Source organism: Pseudomonas sp. GB2N2, assembly GCF_054897705.1.
Genome location: NZ_CM142701.1, coordinates 4,611,888 through 4,631,597, shown reverse-complemented (window position 1 = coordinate 4,631,597; position 19,710 = coordinate 4,611,888). Strand labels below are relative to the sequence as shown.

General features: G+C 60.3%; 15 protein-coding genes. 9 read left to right on the top strand and 6 right to left on the bottom strand.

From position 1 onward, the window contains the following. Positions 1 to 159 precede the first annotated feature (159 nt). Positions 160 to 1,458: an MFS transporter gene (locus tag ACYZT4_RS21390; protein ID WP_461982849.1), complete on the bottom strand. Its 1,299-nt coding sequence runs from the start codon at positions 1,456 to 1,458 to the stop codon at positions 160 to 162. Positions 1,459 to 1,822: 364 nt separating this feature from the next. On the opposite strand from ACYZT4_RS21390, the gene ACYZT4_RS21385 reads away from it, so the two are divergent. Together ACYZT4_RS21385 and ACYZT4_RS21380 are read left to right on the top strand one after the other, a co-directional pair. Beyond that, the gene (locus tag ACYZT4_RS21385; RefSeq protein WP_461982848.1) at positions 1,823 to 2,227 is read left to right on the top strand and encodes an acyl-CoA thioesterase; all 405 of its coding nucleotides are present in this window, start codon (positions 1,823 to 1,825) and stop codon (positions 2,225 to 2,227) included. A 57-nt stretch (positions 2,228 to 2,284) separates the two neighbouring features. Next, positions 2,285 to 3,184 carry a D-hexose-6-phosphate mutarotase gene (locus tag ACYZT4_RS21380; RefSeq protein WP_461982847.1) on the top strand — a complete coding sequence of 300 codons (900 nt, stop codon included), beginning with the start codon at positions 2,285 to 2,287 and terminating at the stop codon, positions 3,182 to 3,184. Between the two features lie 74 nt (positions 3,185 to 3,258). Here ACYZT4_RS21380 and ACYZT4_RS21375 read toward each other — a convergent pair whose 3' ends face one another. The 5 genes from ACYZT4_RS21375 to ACYZT4_RS21355 all read right to left on the bottom strand — a co-directional run bounded on the left by ACYZT4_RS21375 (position 3,259) and on the right by ACYZT4_RS21355 (position 7,088). Continuing rightward, on the bottom strand, positions 3,259 to 3,795 hold the full coding sequence (locus ACYZT4_RS21375; RefSeq protein WP_461982846.1) for a DUF3299 domain-containing protein: 537 nt from the start codon (positions 3,793 to 3,795) through the stop codon (positions 3,259 to 3,261). Between the two features lie 87 nt (positions 3,796 to 3,882). Beyond that, positions 3,883 to 4,128 (bottom strand): GlsB/YeaQ/YmgE family stress response membrane protein, encoded by a 246-nt coding sequence (locus ACYZT4_RS21370; protein WP_003196372.1) that lies wholly within the window; start codon positions 4,126 to 4,128, stop codon positions 3,883 to 3,885. Between the two features lie 126 nt (positions 4,129 to 4,254). Beyond that, positions 4,255 to 5,337, bottom strand: a complete 1,083-nt coding sequence (locus tag ACYZT4_RS21365) for a 5-(carboxyamino)imidazole ribonucleotide synthase (RefSeq protein WP_461982845.1) — start codon at positions 5,335 to 5,337, stop codon at positions 4,255 to 4,257. Positions 5,338 to 5,348: 11 nt separating this feature from the next. Next, positions 5,349 to 5,840 (bottom strand): 5-(carboxyamino)imidazole ribonucleotide mutase, encoded by a 492-nt coding sequence (gene purE, locus ACYZT4_RS21360; RefSeq protein ID WP_461982844.1) that lies wholly within the window; start codon positions 5,838 to 5,840, stop codon positions 5,349 to 5,351. 330 nt (positions 5,841 to 6,170) lie between these two features. Then, positions 6,171 to 7,088, bottom strand: a complete 918-nt coding sequence (locus ACYZT4_RS21355) for a LysR substrate-binding domain-containing protein (protein WP_461982843.1) — start codon at positions 7,086 to 7,088, stop codon at positions 6,171 to 6,173. Positions 7,089 to 7,268: 180 nt separating this feature from the next. Between ACYZT4_RS21355 and aspA the strand changes: the two genes are divergently transcribed. From aspA to ACYZT4_RS21320, 7 genes are all read left to right on the top strand, one after another. Continuing rightward, positions 7,269 to 8,693, top strand: coding sequence for an aspartate ammonia-lyase (gene aspA, locus ACYZT4_RS21350; RefSeq protein WP_150711396.1), 1,425 nt, complete (start codon positions 7,269 to 7,271; stop codon positions 8,691 to 8,693). Between the two features lie 372 nt (positions 8,694 to 9,065). Continuing rightward, complete coding sequence (locus ACYZT4_RS21345; protein WP_461982842.1) at positions 9,066 to 10,508, top strand: alanine/glycine:cation symporter family protein; 1,443 nt, start codon at positions 9,066 to 9,068, stop codon at positions 10,506 to 10,508. Between the two features lie 32 nt (positions 10,509 to 10,540). Beyond that, a complete protein-coding gene (locus tag ACYZT4_RS21340) occupies positions 10,541 to 11,545 on the top strand; it encodes an asparaginase (RefSeq protein WP_461982841.1) in 1,005 nt (334 codons plus the stop codon). Between the two features lie 147 nt (positions 11,546 to 11,692). Then, positions 11,693 to 12,685, top strand: coding sequence for an AraC family transcriptional regulator (locus tag ACYZT4_RS21335; RefSeq protein WP_461982840.1), 993 nt, complete (start codon positions 11,693 to 11,695; stop codon positions 12,683 to 12,685). A 159-nt stretch (positions 12,686 to 12,844) separates the two neighbouring features. Next, positions 12,845 to 13,882 (top strand): histone deacetylase family protein, encoded by a 1,038-nt coding sequence (locus ACYZT4_RS21330; protein ID WP_461982839.1) that lies wholly within the window; start codon positions 12,845 to 12,847, stop codon positions 13,880 to 13,882. Between the two features lie 5 nt (positions 13,883 to 13,887). Then, the gene (locus ACYZT4_RS21325; protein WP_461982838.1) at positions 13,888 to 14,988 is read left to right on the top strand and encodes a polyamine ABC transporter substrate-binding protein; all 1,101 of its coding nucleotides are present in this window, start codon (positions 13,888 to 13,890) and stop codon (positions 14,986 to 14,988) included. Between the two features lie 177 nt (positions 14,989 to 15,165). Then, on the top strand, positions 15,166 to 19,710 hold the full coding sequence (locus tag ACYZT4_RS21320) for a dermonecrotic toxin domain-containing protein (RefSeq protein ID WP_461982837.1): 4,545 nt from the start codon (positions 15,166 to 15,168) through the stop codon (positions 19,708 to 19,710).

Below are 19,710 nucleotides of genomic sequence, written 5' to 3'. Positions count from 1 at the left end.
CCTAGCAGATAGGGTGTGTTAATTCGGGGCCAAGTATCAGCAGGCCGTGTGAACACTCTATGGCTGAAATATGACAATTGGATGAAAGGCCACCATTCCGGATTTCAAAGCAATTGCGCGTTATCGTTTTTCGCGAGCAGGCTCGCAAAGGGGCCAGAACTAGCGCCCTTTCTTCCAGAGATATCCACCCACCAGAATGCCCACGCCACAAATAATCGCGACGTAATACGCAGGCCCCATCGGGCTCTCTTTCAGCAGCAACGTCACCACCATCGGCGTCAGGCCGCCAAAAATCGCGTAGGCCAGGTTGTACGAGAACGACAGCCCGCTGAAGCGCACCACTGCCGGGAACGCCTTGACCATCACGTAAGGCACCGCACCGATGGTGCCGACCAGCAGGCCGGTCACGGCGTACATCGGGAGCAGCCATTCCGGATGATTGAACAGGCTGTGGTAGAAGGTCCAGGAGCTGATCAGCAACGCCGCGCTGCCGAATACGAACACGCGGCCAGCGCCGAAGCGGTCTGCCAACGCGCCGGACGCCACACAGCCCAGGCTCAGGAATACGATGGCCAGGCTGTTGGCCTGCAACGCGGTCGTCGGCGAGAAGTGGTAGACCGTTTGCAGCACGGTCGGGGTCATCAGGATGACCACGATGATGCCGGCGGACAGCAGCCAGGTGAGCAGCATCGAAATCACGATCGCCCCGCGATGGTCGCGCAACACCGCACGCAGCGGCACTTCTTCAGCCAGGGCTTTGCGCAGTTGCAGCTCGGCGAACACCGGCGTCTCGTGCAGCCAGCGGCGCAAGTAAACCGAGAACAGGCCAAACACGCCACCGAGCAGGAACGGGATCCGCCAGGCGTAATCCGCCTCTTCCACCGGGGTATAGATGCTGTTAATCGCGGTGGCGACCAGCGAACCCAGTAGGATACCGGCCGTCAGACCGCTGGTCAGGGTGCCGCAGGCGTAGCCGATGTGCCGCTGCGGCACGTGTTCGGAAACGAAGACCCACGCGCCCGGCACTTCACCGCCAATCGCCGCGCCCTGAATCACCCGCATCAGCAGCAACAGGATCGGTGCCCATAGGCCAATCTGTGCGTAGGTTGGCAGCAGGCCCATGATCAGGGTCGGCACTGCCATCATGAAAATGCTCAGAGTGAACATCTTCTTGCGGCCCAGCAGATCGCCGAAGTGTGCCATCACGATGCCACCCAACGGACGCGCCAGGTAACCCGCGGCGAAGATACCGAACGTCTGCATCAGGCGCAGCCACTCGGGCATGTCGGCCGGGAAGAACAGCTTGCCGACCACCGTGGCGAAGAATACGAAAATGATGAAGTCGTAGAACTCCAGCGCGCCGCCGAGGGCCGACAGCGATAAAGTCTTGTAGTCATTGCGGGTCAACGGACGTGCGGGCTGGGTCGGCTGCGCGATGCTCGAGGGCGCTGGGGTCATGGCAAGGGCTTCTCTTATAGTCAGATCTGCAACCCCAACAACGCTGGCGGAGGCTTGGGCAGGTCGGGCACGATAACAAATTGTTCGAAAAAGCACATAGAGGTGCGTATTTGACGGTCAAAATGAGAACCGGACGGTCGTCTCGGGGTCTACCGACCGATATACTCGCGGTCTTGCAACAGCTTGAAAGGGTTGCTGTGCGAAAACGCCTGCCGGGGTCCATAGGCGGTTTCGCAGAGTTTCCCTTTAGGCGGCTTACGAAAAACGTGACGAACGTAGTATGTTCGGGGCTGAATCGTTTTTCCAGGACGGCTATTCACCTTGAAGTACCAATGAAGAGTCACGGGTCAGAGGCACCCCCGGCATGTTAGAGCTCGAACAAGAAGATCCAATTCCGCAAGGCGATCTCGCCCTGCAAATCACCGCGCTTCCGCGTGAAACCAACGGCTTTGGCGATATTTTCGGCGGCTGGCTGGTGGAGCAGATGGATTTGGCAGGCACCGCTATGGCCAGCAAAGTCGCGGGCGGTCGCGTGGCCACCGTGGCGATCGACCGTATGGCGTTCCTGGTGCCGGTGGCGGTGGGCGCGCAGCTGTCCTTCTATACCCAGGCCCTGGAAATCGGCCGCAGTTCGATCCAGATGATGGTCGAAGTGTGGAGCGACGATCCGTTGTCCAGTGAATGGCGCAAAGTGACTGAAGCGGTGTTTGTGTTCGTGGCCATCGACGGCAGCGGTCGCACGCGCTCGGTTCCGCCACGCGCACGGTAAACACTGCGGGCGTTTTGCGGTCCATTGCAGTCATTGTTCCCGATCGAGAGTTGCCCCATGAGCACGCCCAACGTTGAAGCCGTGAAACTGGATGAACTGAACTGCTGGCGCATCCGTCACGGTCAGGCCGAATTGCTGGTGGCCCAGCAAGGCGCGCACATCCTCAGTTATCAATTGGCCGGCCAACCGCCGCTGATCTGGCTCAACGATGAGGCCAAGTTCAAGACCGGCAAAAGCATCCGCGCCGGTGTGCCAGTGTGCTGGCCATGGTTCGGCAACTTTTCGCGCAACCCGCCGAGCGTTCAGGCGATGCGAGTCGGCAACGAACCGCCAAGCGCCCATGGTTTTGTCCGGGCGATGGATTGGGAATTGGGCGGCATTGAAACCGACGGTGATAGCGTGAAGGTGGAATTCGTTTTGCCTTATCCCGAAGGTGGCTTTGCGGGCTGGCCGCATCAGGTGGATTTGAAGCTGAGCATTCGTCTGGATAAGCAACTGCACATCAGCCTGACCAGCCACAATCAGGGTGCCGACGAAGTCACCCTCAGCCAGGCGCTGCACAGCTATTTCGCCGTCAGCGATGTGCGCAACGTGCAGGTTGAGGGGCTGGACGGCTTGAATTACATCGAGACACTGGATGACTGGAAAACCGTCACCCAGGCCGGCGACCTGAGTTTCACCGGCGAGACCGATCGAATTTACCTTAATGCTCCGCAGCAGCTGAGCATCGTCGACCCGACCTGGGAACGGCGCATCGAGCTGACCAGCAGCGGTTCGCGCACGGCGGTGATCTGGAACCCGTGGATCGAGCGTGCGGCGGCGTTCAGTGATATGGCGGACGATGGCTGGCAGCGGATGCTGTGCATCGAGACGGCGAATGTGATGGATGATGTGGTGACGTTGGCACCGGGGGCGAGTCATACATTGGGCGTGAGCATTGCCAGCGCTGCACTGTAGAACTGTAGGAGCCGGCTTGCCGGCGATGGCGTCCTCAAGATCGCTATCGCCAGCAAGCTGGCTCCTAAGTGTTTTTACAAATCCGATTCTTTCACTACCCGCACTTTCGCCGCATCCAGCGCATACGCCGCATCAGCCAGGTCGTTGCTGACCTTCTCGACCTTCAGCGTGCCGGTCACCCACAGCGGCGTGTAGATATCATCCAGCTTCAACCCCTTCGGGTAACGCACCAGCACCAGTTGATTCGGCGGCGGGGGCGGCACGTGGATGCAAGCGCCCGGGTACGGCACGAGAAAAAATAGCGTGCTGCGGCCTTTGGCGTCGGACTCCAGCGGCACCGGATAACCGCCAATGCGGATGTTCTTGTCGTTCATCGACGGCACGGTTTTGGTCGAGTACATCACCGCCGGCAAGCCTTTGCTCTGCTTCATGCCACCCTTGTCAGTAAAGGTGCCAGTGGCTTCGGGGGAGTTGTGATCGATTTCGGGCATGGCCTCGAGGGCTTTCTGGTCCGACTTGGGCATCAGTTCAAGCCAGTCGGTTTCCGGCAGCTCGCCGGCATGGGCCAGGCCCGCACCCAGAAAAAGGACAGTCAACAGAAGACGGCGCATGGAGGTGCTCGTTAAAGGAAGGGCAATAAGTCGCCGAGCATTCTAGTCCTCTCGGGCTGCGCAGCCGAGAGGACTTTGTCGCTTGAATCAGTTTCTTTTGATCAAGCCGTAGATCACCAGCAACACCACCGCGCCAACCAGCGCACCGATGAAGCCTGCGCCCTGGCCGGCCTGGTAGATGCCCAGGGCCTGACCGCCGTAAGTGGCCGCCAGCGAACCGCCGATACCGAGCAGGATGGTCATGATCCAGCCCATGCTGTCATCACCCGGTTTCAGGAACCGGGCCAGCAGGCCGACGATCAAGCCGATAAAGATGGTTCCGATAATTCCCATGGCATTCCCCTCTGATTTAGACGTTATGCCAAAGCCTAGTCAGACTTTGGCATCCTGCCATGAGAGAACGACAGTCCCTGAATGGTTCCGCTGCTGCCACATGAAACTATTTATTCGGTTATTCGGTTATTCGGCGATGAGCGCTTCGACCTTGAGGATCTGTGCGGCCAGGGTCTCACGGTCTGCGCAACGCAGGTTGGCGTGACCGACCTTGCGGCCGACCTTGAACGCCTTGCCGTAGTGATGCAGATGGCAATCGGTGATGGCCAGGACCTTCTCGGTCTCCGGCACGGTGCCGATGAAGTTGAGCATCGCGCTCTCGCCCACCTTGGCCGTCGAACCCAGCGGCAGGCCGGCAACGGCGCGCAGATGGTTTTCGAACTGGCTGCATTCCGCGCCTTCGGTGGTCCAATGCCCGGAGTTGTGAACACGCGGGGCGATCTCGTTGGCCTTAAGGCCACCGTCGACCTCGAAGAACTCGAACGCCATCACGCCAACGTAATCCAGTTGCTTGAGCACGCGGCTGGAATAGTCTTCGGCCAAGGCTTGCAACGGGTGATCGGTGCTGGCGATGGACAGCTTGAGGATGCCGCTGTCGTGGGTGTTGTGAACCAGCGGGTAAAACTTCGTTTCGCCATCGCGAGCGCGCACGGCGATCAACGAGACTTCGCCGGTGAACGGCACGAAACCTTCCAGCAGGCACGCCACACTGCCCAGTTCGGCAAAGGTGCCAACCACGTCTTGCGCAGTGCGCAACACTTTCTGGCCCTTACCGTCGTAGCCCAGGGTGCGGGTTTTCAGCACGGCCGGCAGACCGATGGAGGCCACGGCGGCATCCAGATCGGCTTGCGACTGGACGTCGGCGAATGCCGGGGTAGGAATTCCCAGGTCCTTGAACATGCTCTTTTCGAACCAGCGATCACGGGCAATGCGCAGGGCTTCGGCACTCGGGTAGACCGGCACGAATTGCGAGAGGAATGCCACGGTTTCCGCCGGGACGCTCTCGAACTCGAAGGTCACCAGATCGACTTCATCGGCCAGTTGGCGCAGATGATCCTGATCGCCGTAATCGGCCCGCAGGTGTTCGCCCAGTGCAGCGGCGCAAGCATCCGGCGCCGGGTCGAGGAAAGCGAAGTTCATGCCCAGCGGAGTGCCCGCGAGCGCCAACATGCGACCTAACTGGCCGCCACCGATTACACCGATCTTCATCGTCAACAACCTCAGGCGATGCGTGGGTCTGGATTGTCCAGGACGCTGTCTGTCTGTTCAGCGCGGAACGTTTTCAGCACTTCGTGGAACTGCGGGTGCTTGGCGCCCAGGATGCTCGCCGACAGCAGCGCGGCGTTGATCGCGCCGGCCTTGCCGATGGCCAGGGTGGCAACCGGAATGCCCGCCGGCATCTGCACGATGGACAGCAGGGAATCGACGCCCGAGAGCATCGCCGACTGGACCGGCACACCGAGCACCGGCAGGTGGGTCTTGGCCGCACACATGCCAGGCAAGTGGGCCGCGCCACCGGCACCGGCAATGATCACCTCGATGCCACGCGATTCGGCCTCTTCGGCGTACTGGAACAGCAGGTCCGGGGTGCGATGGGCCGAGACCACTTTCACCTCGTAAGGGATGCCGAGCTTTTCCAGCATATCGGCGGTGTGGCTAAGGGTGGACCAATCGGACTTGGAGCCCATGATCACGCCAACCAGTGCACTCATCGTCGTGCCTCTTCTCTCTGGGCGCCCGCAGGCGCGTCAAAAAACAACAAGCCACGCAAATGCGTGGCTTGATTGTACGAATTATGGCCAGTCGAACCGGCCGAAGGCCGCGCAGTATACCTCAATGAAGCAGATAAACAGCCCCCATTGCGACCATCTGTCATACGGCGCAAAGCACCGGTTTTATTGACCTGAAGGTCAGCCCGCTTATCGCCATGATTCCCTGTGGGAGCTGGCTTGCCAGCGAATGCGTCGTAACAGCCAACATTGATCATGACTGGCCCACCGCTATCGCTGGCAAGCCAGCTCCCACAGGATAAATAATTCACTTCAAGAACCGGTCGTACCCTGCGCGGCACCGCCTTCCAGCTTGCGCCACAACAACCGCACGTTCGCCTTGCGCACCAACGCGCAGCGGTACAGGCGTATCTCCAGCGGCACATGCCATTGCGGGCCGCCGCACACCACCAGTTCGCCGCGGGCCAGTTCGGCACGCACGCTGAGCTGCGGCACCCAGGCGATCCCCAGCCCTTCCAGCGCCATACTTTTCAGGCTGTCAGCCATGGCGGTTTCATAGATAGTGGTGAAACGCAGTGCACGCTGACGCAGCAGCAAGTTCACCGAGCGCCCAAGAAACGCACCGGCGCTGTACGCGAGCAGCGGCACACTGCCCTCACCCTCCAGATCGAACAAGGGCTTGCCGTCGGCATCCGCCGCACACACCGGGAGCATTTCGGTGTGACCCAGGTGCAGCGACGGAAAGATTTCCGGGTCCATCTGCAGGGCGGCGTCCGGGTCGTAGAACGCCAGCATGAGATCGCAACCGCCTTCACGCAGCGCATGCACCGCGTCGCCAACGTTGGTTGCCACCAGACGTGTGGCAATGTTCAAGCCTTCATTGCGCAGTTGCGCGATCCAGCGTGGAAAAAAACCCAGCGCCAGGGAGTGCGCGGCAGCCACCTGCATCACTTCGCCCTGGCCGCCCTCCAGATGATGAAGGTGGCGCAGCACTTCACCGAGTTGCTCGACCACAGTCCGCGCGGTCACCAGAAACAACTGCCCCGCCGCCGTCAGTTCGATCGGCGTGCGTGAGCGGTTGACCAGTTGCAGCCCTAACGCGGCTTCGAGGCTGCGGATCCGCCGGCTGAATGCCGGCTGAGTCACGAAGCGGCGTTCCGCAGCCTGGGAGAAGCTGCGGGTGGCGGCCAGGGCACTGAAGTCCTCCAGCCATTTACTTTCCAGATTCATCACATCCTCCCGGACACGCACCAAATTAGGTCACACGCTCGCAACAGACACGGCGTCACATGGACATTATGCCGAATATGCATAGGCCAGTGCTTAACAGCATTGGCCGAAAATTCTCCACAAGCCTAGCATTTGCAGTGTTCCGGCACAGACCGGGTCCCTATCGAGATGATTTCTATCATGTCCTCCGCTGCATCATTCCGCACAGAAAAAGACCTGCTTGGTGTACTCGAAGTACCGGCTCAAGCGTATTACGGCATCCAGACCCTGCGAGCGGTGAACAACTTCCGTCTCTCCGGCGTTCCGATTTCGCATTACCCGAAGCTGGTTGTCGGCCTGGCGATGGTCAAACAGGCCGCCGCTGACGCCAACCGCGAGCTGGGTCACCTGAGCGAAGCCAAGCACGCGGCCATCAGCGAAGCCTGTGCACGATTGATCCGCGGCGATTTCCACGAAGAGTTCGTGGTGGACATGATTCAGGGCGGCGCTGGCACTTCAACCAACATGAATGCCAACGAAGTGATCGCCAACATCGCGCTGGAGGCCATGGGTCACCAGAAGGGCGAATACCAATACCTGCACCCGAACAACGACGTGAACATGGCGCAGTCGACCAACGACGCCTACCCGACCGCGATCCGCCTGGGTCTGCTGCTGGGTCACGACGCCTTGCTCGCCAGCCTCGACAGCCTGATCCAGGCGTTCGCCGCCAAGGGTGTGGAATTCAACCACGTCCTGAAGATGGGTCGTACCCAGCTGCAAGACGCCGTGCCGATGACCCTCGGCCAGGAATTCCGCGCCTTCGCCACCACATTGGGCGAAGACCTGGCACGCCTGAAAACCCTGGCGCCCGAACTGCTGACCGAAGTGAACCTGGGCGGCACCGCGATCGGCACCGGCATCAACGCCGACCCCCGTTACCAGCACCTGGCCGTTCAGCGCCTGGCCCTGATCAGCGGCCAGCCGCTGGTCCCAGCCGCCGACCTGATCGAAGCCACCTCCGACATGGGCGCCTTCGTGCTGTTCTCAGGCATGCTCAAGCGCACCGCGGTCAAGCTGTCGAAGATCTGCAACGACCTGCGTCTGCTGTCCAGCGGTCCACGCACCGGCATCAACGAAATCAACCTGCCGGCGCGTCAGCCAGGCAGCTCGATCATGCCCGGCAAGGTCAACCCGGTGATTCCCGAAGCCGTGAACCAGGTCGCGTTCCAGATCATCGGCAACGACCTGGCCCTGACCATCGCGGCCGAAGGCGGTCAGTTGCAACTGAACGTGATGGAGCCGCTGATCGCCTTCAAGATCTTCGACTCGATTCGTCTGCTGCAACGCGCCATGGACATGCTGCGCGAGCATTGCATCGTCGGCATCACCGCCAACGAAGCGCGATGCCGCGAACTGGTCGAGCACTCGATCGGCCTGGTGACAGCGCTGAACCCGTACATTGGCTATGAAAACGCCACCCGCATCGCCCGGATCGCCCTCGAAAGCGGCCGCGGTGTGCTGGAACTGGTGCGCGAAGAAGGCTTGCTCGACGAAGAAATGCTCGCCGACATCCTGCGCCCGGAAAACATGATTGCTCCGCGTCTGGTTCCGCTTAAAGCCTGAACCGACGCGTTACTTGTAGCACCGCTCACCAGGTCGAGGGACTAGACACCTCTCACCTTTTGAGGGCTTGGGGATTTATTCCCCAGGCCCTTTTTTTTAATTTTGGTTGCACCGCTAAACCCTCGGACCACCGAATGCACCACAACCGTGCAGACGGACGGCACAGTCATCGGTATAGTGCCGCCCCTCTTCGCGTGAGCGGTCGTCGGTAACGAGGCCCAAACCCATGCGAAACCCGAACTAATAACAAACCCGCAAGATGAAATCGGGACGAACCCTCGCCTCGCCCGTTTTGCCGCGCGCAAAGCGGTGTAACGCGATGTTTCTGACCGCCCAGCATTTGCCTACATAAAAAATAGCGAGGAATACTCCATGCTCGAAGTCATTAACGACTTCCTCTCAGGGAAAGTACTGATCGTGCTCATTGTCGGGCTCGGTAGCTACTTCACGATCCGCTCGCGTTTCGTACAACTGCGTCACTTCTTCCACATGTTCGCGGTGTTCCGCGACAGCCTGAAAAGCAGCGCCGGGCAACTCAGTTCGTTCCAGGCCCTGATGCTCAGCCTCGCCGGCCGTGTCGGTGCGGGCAACATCGCCGGTGTCGGTATCGCCGTGACCCTCGGTGGGCCAGGTGCGGTGTTCTGGATGTGGGTGACCGCGCTGGTCGGCATGTCCAGCAGTTTCTTCGAATGCTCCCTCGGCCAACTCTACAAACGCGCCGACGCCGACGGCACGTACCGTGGCGGTCCGTCCTATTACATTCAGCACGGCCTGCAGAAGCGTTGGTTGGGCATGATCATGGCGTTCCTGCTGCTGATCACGTTCGGCTTCGCCTTCAACGGCCTGCAATCCCACGCCGTGACCCACTCGCTGAACAACGCCTTCGGCCTCGACACCACCTGGACCGGCCTCGCGCTAGCGGCGTTGCTGGGGACGGTGTTTATCGGCGGGATCAAGCGCATCGCCAAGGTCGCTGACCTGCTGGTGCCGGTGAAAACCCTGGTGTACATCGGCGTGACTGTCTATGTGATCGTGCTGCAGTTCGACCACGTTCCGGCGATGCTGATGACCATCGTCAAAAGCGCGTTCGGTCTGGATCAAGCCTTCGGTGGCCTGATCGGCAGCGCAATCGTCATGGGCGTGAAGCGTGGCGTGTTCGCCAACGAAGCCGGGTTGGGCAGCGCGCCGAACGTGGCGGCTGTGGCGTCGGTCGAGCACCCGGTGGCGCAAGGCGTGGTCCAGGCGTTCAGCGTGTTCCTCGACACGTTTGTCATCTGCACCTGCACCGCTTTGCTGATCCTGCTGTCAGGCTTCTACACCCCGGGTTTTGAAGGCGACGGCATTGCCCTGACCCAGAACTCGCTCGCCGCGGTTGTGGGCGACTGGGGCCGGATGTTCATCTCCGTGGCGCTGGCGCTGTTCGTGTTCACCTCGATCCTCTACAACTACTACTTGGGCGAGAGCAACCTGCGCTTCCTGATCGGTGAAAACCGCAAGGCGCTGATCGGCTATCGCGCGTTGGTATTGGTATTGATTTTTTGGGGCGCCATCGAGAACCTCGGCACGGTGTTCGCGTTTGCCGACATCACCATGACCCTGTTGGCGTTCGTGAACCTGATCGCACTGTTCCTGCTGTTCAAGGTCGGCATGCGCATCCTGCGTGACTACGATGACCAGCGTGCTGCCGGGATCAAGACGCCGGTGTTCGATTCGAGCAAGTTTCCGGATCTGGATCTGGACTTGAATGCCTGGCCGGCCAATCCGCCTGTAACCCAGGTTGAAGTGCCAGTGAAGGCCGCGACCGCTATCGGTTAAAGTGCCGACGTTCATTGTTCTCGGAGAACCCCATGAATTCCTCGACCTACCCTGCCGCGCAGCACGTCATGGTGCTTTACACCGGTGGCACGATCGGCATGCAGGCCAGCGCAAACGGCCTGGCGCCGGCGTCCGGTTTCGAAGCGCGGATGCGCAACTACCTGAACAGCCAGCCTGACCTGGTGGTGCCGCAGTGGCACTTTCGCGAAATGTCGCCACTGATCGACAGCGCCAACATGAGCCCGGCCTACTGGCAGCAACTGCGCGAAGCGGTGGTCGACGCGGTGGATGGGCAGGGCTGCGACAGTGTGCTGATCCTGCACGGCACCGACACCCTCGCCTACAGCGCCGCGGCGATGAGTTTTCAATTGCTCGGGCTCGATGCTCGCGTGGTGTTCACCGGTTCGATGCTGCCGGCCGGCGTGGCCGATAGCGATGCTTGGGAAAATCTCAGCGGCGCTCTGGTTGCGCTGGGCCAAGGCTTGGCGCCCGGCGTTCATCTGTATTTCCACGGCGAATTGCTCGACCCGACCCGGTGCGCGAAAGTGCGCAGTTTTGGACGCCACCCGTTCAAGCGTCTGCAACGTCAGGGCGGTGGCGTGAAGGCGACTTCACTGCCAGTGCAACTGAACTACGACCAACGCAAGCAACTGGCGAAAGTCGCGGTGCTGCCGCTGTTTCCCGGCATCTGTGCCGAGCAACTGGATGGCGTGCTGAATAGCGGCATTCAAGGTTTGGTGCTGGAGTGTTACGGCAGCGGCACCGGCCCGAGCGACAACCCGGAATTTCTCGCGGCGCTTTCCCGGGCTCGAGACAACGATGTGGTGGTGGTTGCGGTGACGCAGTGCCATGAAGGTGGCGTCGAGCTGGACGTTTACGAAGCCGGTAGCCGGTTGCGAGGTGCGGGTGTGCTGTCGGGTGGCGGCATGACCCGTGAAGCGGCATTCGGCAAGTTGCACGGGTTGCTGGGTGCGGGGCTTGAAAACGCCGAGGTTCGGCGATTGATAGAGCTCGACCTGTGCGGCGAGTTGAGCTGATTTTGTAGGAGCCTGCTTGCTGGCGATGAACGATGACGCGGTGGATCTGTTGCACCGAGTTGCCTGCATCGCCAGCAAGCAGGCTGCTACAAGTGCCCGGCATGTAACTTGCTGCGTTTCAGCTGTCCATAAGGCTGGAAGTCGCCCATGCTCCACTCCCACCTCACCACCCTCAATGCCGTCTCTTTGGTGCTCAATGCCTTTAAGGCCGAAGGCCTGTCGAGCGAAGCGTTGCTCGCCGGAAGTGGCATCTGCGCCGCCGACCTGAACCGGGCGGACACGCGGATTACCACCAACCAGGAGATGCAAGTCTGCGCCAACGCGGTCGCGCTCAAGCGTGACATCGGCCTGGAGCTGGGTCGGCGCATGCACGTTTCCTGCTACGGAATGCTCGGTTATGCACTGCTCACCAGTGCCACCTTAGGTGACGCTTTGCGTTTGGCGATGCGCTATCCGGCGCTGTTGGGAACACTTTTTGAGCTGAGCCTGGAAGATGACGGCGAGCGCGTCTGGTTCGTGGCGGCCGATTACCGGGAAAGCCCGGGGATGGCGGTGTTCAATGCCGAGTTTTGTCTGGTCTCGTTGAAAGTCATTTGCGACGACTTGTTCGGTCACTCGCTGCCGCTGATCGCCGCGCGGTTCGAGCACGCAGCACCGGACTATCAAGCCACCTACGCCGAACACTTCAACTGCCCGCTGCACTTCGGGGCGCGGGACAACGCCTTTGCCTTCGAACGGCGCTGGCTCGACCAGCCTCTACCGCTGGCCGACGTCATCACCCATCAGGCCATGACTGAACGTTGCCGCAAGCAGAACCTCGAGTTCACCGGGCGCCAGGCGTGGCTGGGGCGAATTCGCCAGTTGCTCAGCGCTCAACTCAATGCGGCGCCGGGTCTTGAAGGGTTGGCCGAGCAGATGAACTGTTCCGCGCGGACCCTGCGCCGACACCTGAAGGACCTGGGATGCAGTTATCAGGAATTGCTGGATGAGCTGCGTTTCGAACAAGCCAAGCTGATGCTGTGTGAAGACCAGATGCCGATCTATCGGATCGCAGAGGTGCTGGGTTTCAGTGAGACCGCGAGTTTCCGCCATGCGTTCGTCCGCTGGAGTGGTGTAGCGCCCAGCCAGTTTCGCCCATGAACCATCGCCCCGACCCGGGGCACCGTCGCGTCAAAAAGGGGCGAAATTCGGTCAAATTTTTTGGCCACATGAATCCCCTTTTGGCCTTTCCTGCCGTTCTCCAAAACCACCTTCGCCGCAAGACTGTGTTTAACCGAACCCGCCTGCGGAGAACAAGAAATGCTGACGATCTACTCGGACGATCACCACCTGCACCACGGCCGTTGCGAATTGATAGACGGGCAACTCAAGCCCTGCTTCGAAATGCCCTCGCGCGCCGACCACGTCCTGGCACGGGTGCAACACCAGAACCTCGGCCCGGTAGAAGCGCCGAAGGATTTCGGCCTCGACCCGATCGCGCGCGTCCACAGCCGCGACTACCTCGATTTCTTCAAAGGCGCCTGGGCGCGCTGGACCGAATTCAACACCGACGGCGACTTGCTGCCCTACACCTGGCCGGCCCGCACTTTGCGCCGGATCAAGCCCACCAGCCTGCACGGCGAACTGGGTTATTACAGCTTCGACGGCGGCGCCCCGATCACCGCCGGCACCTGGCAAGCCGCCTACAGCGCAGCGCAAGTGGCGCTGACTGCACAGGCAGAAATCCAGCGCGGCGCGCGCAGTGCCTTTGCCTTGTGCCGTCCGCCGGGACACCACGCCGCCAGCGATTTGATGGGCGGTTATTGCTACCTCAACAATGCCGCCATCGCCGCTCAAGCCTTCCTCGATCAGGGCCACAAAAAGGTCGCGATCCTCGACGTCGATTACCACCACGGTAACGGCACGCAATCGATTTTCTACGAGCGCAGCGACGTGCTCTTCACCTCGATCCACGGCCATCCGGAAGCCGAATTCCCGTTCTTCCTCGGTTATGACGACGAACTGGGCGACGGTGCGGGCGAAGGCTTCAACTTCAACTACCCTTTGCCGGCCGGCAGCGGTTGGGAAGCGTGGAGCGCAGCGCTGGAACACGCCTGCAAAGAGATCGAACACTACGGCGCCGACACCGTCGTCGTGTCCCTGGGCGTCGACACGTTCAAGGACGATCCGATCTCCCAGTTCAAGCTCGACAGCCCGGATTACCTGGCGATGGGCGAACGCATTGCCAGGCTCGGCGTGCCGACGCTGTTCGTCATGGAAGGCGGTTACGCGGTCGAAGAAATCGGCATCAACGCCGTGAACGTTCTTGAAGGTTTTGAAAGCGCTCAAGGGAAATAACAAGAATGAACAGACTCAAGCGTTTTATCGTTCCGGCCCTGGGCGCAGCCGTGCTCAGCGGCGCGGCGCACGCTGAAGAGCGAACGTTGCGCGTCTACAATTGGTTCGACTACATCACCCCCAAGGCGCTGGAAGATTTCAAGGCGCAGAACACCCAGACCAAACTGGTCTACGACATTTTCGACACCAACGAAGCCCTCGAAGCCAAGTTGCTCACCGGCAACTCCGGCTACGACGTGGTGGTGCCGTCCAACGTGTTCCTCGCCAAGCAGATCGAAGCCGGCGTGTTCCAGCCGCTGGATCGCAGCAAGTTGCCGAACTGGAACCACCTTGATCCCAAGCTGATGAAGCTGATCGAGGCCAACGACCCAGGCAACAAGTTCGCCGTGCCGTACATGTACGGCACCATCCTGGTCGGCTTCAACCCGGACAAGGTCAAGGCCGCGCTGGGCGCCAATGCGCCGGTAGACAGTTGGGACCTGATTTTCAAGGAAGAGAACATCAGCAAACTCAAGCAGTGCGGCGTCGCCCTGCTCGATTCGCCGTCGGAGATCCTGCCGCTCGCCCTGCAACACCTCGGCCTGGACCCCAACAGCAAGAAGCCGGCGGATTACGCGAAGGCTGAAGCACTGCTGATGAAGATCCGGCCGTACATCACCTACTTCCATTCCTCCAAGTACATGGCCGATATCGCCAACGGCGACATCTGCGTCGCGGTCGGTTACTCCGGCAGCTTCTCCCAGGCCGCCAACCGCGCCAAGGAAGCGAAGAACGGGGTGATCGTCGACATGCGCCTGCCGAAAGAAGGCGCGCCGATCTGGTTCGACATGCTCGCCATTCCGAAGGGCGCGAAGAACACCGAAGACGCCTACACCTTCATCAATTATTTGCTGCAACCGCAGGTGATTGCGCCGGTCAGTGACTTCGTCGGCTATCCGAACCCGAACAAGGACGCAACAGAACTGGTCGACCCGGCGATCCGCAACAACCCGAACCTGTACCCGACGGAAGCGGCGATGGGCACGCTCTACACCCTGCAACCGTTGCCGCGCGATGCCGAACGTGCGCGAACGCGCGCCTGGACCAAGATCAAGTCCGGAACGTGATGCAACCGCCGACCCTGTAGGAGCGAGCAAGCTCGCTCCTACAGTTAGGCGTTAACTCAGTCCCGGGTTTTTTTTGCCCGCGATATTTATGTACCACCGATCACCCTCACCAGCCCGCTACCTTGCCTCTACCCGACGCACACCCGAGCGCCCAACGGTTAGACAAGGAATTCGCTGATGTACGAAAGCTCCACTCCCAGCACTGTCGATGTGCTGACTCAACTGGTGACCGGCCCCTCGCTCACAGAGGTCGCCTCGAAAGCACTCAGCCCGGCGCTGAAAAAACTGTATCCGGAACTGGAGATCGACCCGCAACTGGCCATGGTCGTGACGCCCAATTGGGTGATCGAAGGTGATGACGTCTTCCCCGGTCCCTATCAGGTCGAATCTCTCACTGACATCCTGGTACGCCTCGGACTGTCCGGCACTACCGTGACCTTGATCGACGGCGAACACTTCCTGACCTTGCAACCGACGCTCGAGCGGGCGACCAAGCTGCCGGTGAAAATCGAGGCCATAGGACTGCTGATCAACGAACTCGCGCCGCTGCTGTTCGTGGCCTATCAGGAACAGCAGCTCGATTACTGGAGCGAGCCCACCCGCCCCGGCGAACCGCGCTGGTATCAACTGTCGGACTCATTGCGCAACCTGTGGAATGTCGACAAGTCCCTTGGCTGGGACGCCGATCAGCAGGCAATGGCCAAGGCCGTCTACACCCTGCCCGACAAGCAACAGCGCCAACTCACGGACACGTACAAAACCCGCGCCTGCCTCATCGACATCGATCAGCAAAACGGGGCCGTCCGCACACACCTTGATGTGCTCGACACCGCCGTGCTGGTCGGCTCCCTCGGCGACCGCACGCTGATACTGACGCACTCGGTCACCCGAGGATTCCTGCACTTCGATTCGTTCGATGCATTGGGCCAGGCCTTGGAGCAGTCGCATTTGACCAGCGCCACCGGCAGCAGCCTGAACTGGCGACTGTTCGAGCCCGAAGGAAATTTCTTCGACACCCAGGCCTGCACCCTGATCGCCCTGGAAGCGGATGCCATCGGCGCGATCAATTTTTTCCAGGATTCGAGCAAAGCCGACCTCTACCCTCACCTCGGCACGGCCGGTCAAAGCAATGAACCTCCCGCACGGCTCAAACCCCATTTTGATGGACTGCAACCCTTGCTGCCGCCGTGGCTGGACACTGCGTCAGCCACGGACCAGTCGAATTACAGTCGGCACCTGATGGACCTGACGGTCGTGCAGCACCGCAACGACGGCAAAACCTTTCAGGGCGAAATTACCGACATCCATGCATTCACGCTGGAAGCGCTGGGCATGCAGATGCTCAAGGACCATCCGCAGTCGAGCACCCTGAAGCTCGACAACATCGAGATCAACATCACCAGCCTGGTGGTCTGGGGCACGTTCGTTTTACCGGGCCAAACCGACACCCTGACGTTATCGCTCACTGAACTGGCGCTGCAGAATCTCGCCGGATTACCTTGGGGCAGCACCACCGTCAACACCACGGACGGAATCCCGGTGCCGAGCTGGATGACCGCCGACTACCTGAAAAAACTGGTGACAGCGGTCGACATTGGGGCGACCTATCCCGCCATGCTCCAAAACCGGCTGCTCGATAATCTGTCCCAGGCGCGTGAACTCAAGCGGTTGTACACCGTGCAGTTACCGGCGGAGCTGACGTTGCTGGCCTTGCAGCACAAGATTCGCGGCAAGGCGGGGTTCGATGAGCAAGGGTATCGCTACGTGGTCGCCGCGTTCGGCGCAAGCGCCACGGATCGGCAGGTGGATGGGCAGGAAATCGTGATTCGGCCGCTGGCGTTCATCCCCCCGCACCGCGCGGACACCACGCCTGACAAGGTCGCCAATATGTTCATCATCGGCCCGCGCCAAGCGGACAAGGGCCCCTGCGTGCTCTATCGCCCCCTGCTCAACCCGCCGCTGCTGCAATACCCGTCAGAGAGCAATTTGCTGTATGCGATCACCCACTCCAGATCACTGCGGGAATCGGTGCTCGCCTGGCTCCCGGACAAAGCGCGCTTCAACTACAGCCAATACGTATTTCCGGCAAAACTGCCGTCAATCTGGACAGTGCCGCAGTTGCTGGTTGACCCCACCATCGCGCTCGACATGCGCGGCCCCGTCTCACTGTCTGCAAGCGCTATCGAAAAGGATCTACTGGACACGCTGTTCACCGCCACCGTTCAAGCCATGATCGCCCAGGCTGACCGCCAGTCGGTTTCAAACGTTGAAGCGCGCTGGTCGACGCTCAAGCAGGGCGGATGGTTGATGTTCAACGCGGCTCTGCCGTTCCTGGGGCGCACTGTCGGCGCTGCCGCATGGATCTGGCAAATGATGGACGATTTGCAGGGCATCAGTGACGCAGGAAATGAGCAAGAAGCCATGGTCGACTGGACAGCGCTGAGCGATATCCTGATGGCATTGGGCATGGTGCTCGCCCATCGTGCGGCCACCCGCACACGCTCAGCGCGCCCATCGGTCGAGCTGGTTGAAAAGACTGTTACGCCTGAAAAGCCCGTTCCCGAGAACATCAAAACGGTACGTTTGCCGGACATCACCAGCGTCGAACCGACCCATGAAACTTCACTCAATGCGATCGGCGCGTGGAATCGATCACGTCCGGGGATGGCGGCGCTACTGGATGACCTGAAAATCCCCCAACCTGACGAACTGGGCGAGCCGGTGCAAACCGGTGACCATCAGCACCTCCAGGCTCATGACCACAAGTGGTACGCGCAGGTGGGTGAGCGCTGGTTCGAGGTGCAGATCAACGACAGCGAGCAGGTACAAATCATCGATTCACGTCAACAGCCTGCACGCATCGGGCCGTTGCTGACCCGTACCGCGAGCGGCCAGTGGGTCGTTGATCTTCGATTACGTTTACGCGGGGGTGGACTGGGCAGTCGACGCAAGAAAATGCAACAGGCAAACCGGGCGAACCTGAATGACAAAAGAACCGTGCTCACGGCGTTCGACAACAGGCAGGACACCATGCAAAAGGAGCGGGCGGAGGTCCGAAAGCTCATGCTCGATGCACTTCCAGACGCCGCCGCCAGCGCGCGTAAAACGTTCCTGGACAAGATGGACGCACAGTTCAGGGAATATGAAGAGCACATTCAGGAACTCAAGGCACTGAACAGGCTGGAGCCCATTCCGAACTACCGCACGGCAATGATCGATCGCTTATCCCTGCAGCTGTTCCTGACGCAGTCTTGGCTTGGAGGGGTCTCTGAGGAGTTTCGCGGTAGCCTGTCGACAACGCTGGCCTTGGTCGACGAAGAAATCCCGTTGCCATCGGCAGAGCGCGTCGCGCCCTTCGAAAAGATGACTGACTTGACGCAGGGAATGATCGACAAGATCGAAACCGCTCATTCACTCTTCGCAGCACTGAGTCTCTTGGGTAAAGAGGCTGTCGAGGTGAGCCTTTACTACCGGAAAAAACTTCCGCGTTACTCGCTTAATGACCTCAAGCTTCTGCAAGTCAGTCTGGGGCGGGAGTTGTGCCTCAGAACCGAACCGCGAGCAACGCCGGAAGCAGGGATGGCCCTGGAAAACCTGATCAATGATGCGGCTTTGAATGTTCAGAGTTTCCTGGAGCTGAGCGATGATGACAGCCTGCTGATTCTCGGCGAACGCATCGAGACGCTGAGTAGTCTGGCGGAGCAATTTGCGGTGATCGACCAGCGCTTTCTCGACATCGTCGACGAGTTCCCGGCGCAGATGGTGAACGACCGCCTGAATCAGGTGCGCGTTCGCATCGCCGGGTTCAACAACGCCACGATGGACCAACTGGCGAATCTGCTGCGCGAGCAGCGATTGGTTGAACCGGTAGCCGGCCCGTCCAGGCCACAGGCGCCAACCAAAAAGATCATCAAGACCCGGTACAAAGGCACGCTGATCGGCGAACCGCGAAAAGACACAGAGGGTCTGGTCGATGTGAAGGAGCCGCTCACCGGAAAGATCACCACGTTTCACGAAAAAACCCCAGGGGTATGGGTGGTGAGGGTCACGGCTAAAGCGCCGGCGCTCAAAGTCAAATCTGACCTGGCCAAAAGCGTTGGCTCTGGACAGGCGTTGCTGGATGAACTGCCAGCGTTCCATCGACGCATTGACGCCCACGCCAGCGGTGCACAACGCATTCCGGTAGAGATGGAGGATATGTACCGCCTGCATGGCGTACGTTTGCGCGAGGCTGGGGAAGCGATTGATTCCGCATTGACCGCGCTTAATCTCATCAATGATCCGGCGACGTCCGCGGGCAGCGTGAGCAAGCGTCTCGACACCGCCGCAACCGCACTCTACGAAAAAGGCCTCAGCACTCGCGTGCAGATGATCAAGCAGCAGCCTCCGACGGCGGCCCGTATCGAATGGCTCAAGGGCAAAAAAGAGGTCGAGATCTCGAAGAAAGCTGCGCGACGCCGGCTGAAAGGGCCACGCAAGGATTATCTGGATGAATACGAGGTGCTCGACAACAAAACCCGCAAGGTGCTGTGGTATGCCCACTTTCACTACGCCGATGCCTCCGCCGCCGCTGGATCATTCACTGCGGCACATTTGAAAACTCCGGCGCAACGGTTATTGGGAGGGGGCTTCGATGTGCGCGGTAACAGCAACCAGGAACTCATTGCGATATACCGCAGCGAGATCAGTCGAACCCTGGCCACCAGCGTGTTTTTCTCCTAG

Bases quoted from the DNA above. Each gene is read 5' to 3' on its own strand.
- ACYZT4_RS21325 (WP_461982838.1), top strand. From the start codon at position 13,888: ATGAACAGACTCAAGCGTTTTATCGTTCCGGCCCTGGGCGCAGCCGTG.
- ACYZT4_RS21355 (WP_461982843.1), bottom strand. From the start codon at position 7,088: ATGAATCTGGAAAGTAAATGGCTGGAGGACTTCAGTGCCCTGGCCGCC.
- ACYZT4_RS21335 (WP_461982840.1), top strand. From the start codon at position 11,693: ATGCTCCACTCCCACCTCACCACCCTCAATGCCGTCTCTTTGGTGCTC.
- ACYZT4_RS21340 (WP_461982841.1), top strand. From the start codon at position 10,541: ATGAATTCCTCGACCTACCCTGCCGCGCAGCACGTCATGGTGCTTTAC.
- ACYZT4_RS21385 (WP_461982848.1), top strand. From the start codon at position 1,823: ATGTTAGAGCTCGAACAAGAAGATCCAATTCCGCAAGGCGATCTCGCC.
- ACYZT4_RS21390 (WP_461982849.1), bottom strand. From the start codon at position 1,458: ATGACCCCAGCGCCCTCGAGCATCGCGCAGCCGACCCAGCCCGCACGT.
- ACYZT4_RS21330 (WP_461982839.1), top strand. From the start codon at position 12,845: ATGCTGACGATCTACTCGGACGATCACCACCTGCACCACGGCCGTTGC.
- ACYZT4_RS21380 (WP_461982847.1), top strand. From the start codon at position 2,285: ATGAGCACGCCCAACGTTGAAGCCGTGAAACTGGATGAACTGAACTGC.
- ACYZT4_RS21370 (WP_003196372.1), bottom strand. From the start codon at position 4,128: ATGGGAATTATCGGAACCATCTTTATCGGCTTGATCGTCGGCCTGCTG.
- aspA (WP_150711396.1), top strand. From the start codon at position 7,269: ATGTCCTCCGCTGCATCATTCCGCACAGAAAAAGACCTGCTTGGTGTA.
- ACYZT4_RS21365 (WP_461982845.1), bottom strand. From the start codon at position 5,337: ATGAAGATCGGTGTAATCGGTGGCGGCCAGTTAGGTCGCATGTTGGCG.
- ACYZT4_RS21345 (WP_461982842.1), top strand. From the start codon at position 9,066: ATGCTCGAAGTCATTAACGACTTCCTCTCAGGGAAAGTACTGATCGTG.
- purE (WP_461982844.1), bottom strand. From the start codon at position 5,840: ATGAGTGCACTGGTTGGCGTGATCATGGGCTCCAAGTCCGATTGGTCC.
- ACYZT4_RS21320 (WP_461982837.1), top strand. From the start codon at position 15,166: ATGTACGAAAGCTCCACTCCCAGCACTGTCGATGTGCTGACTCAACTG.
- ACYZT4_RS21375 (WP_461982846.1), bottom strand. From the start codon at position 3,795: ATGCGCCGTCTTCTGTTGACTGTCCTTTTTCTGGGTGCGGGCCTGGCC.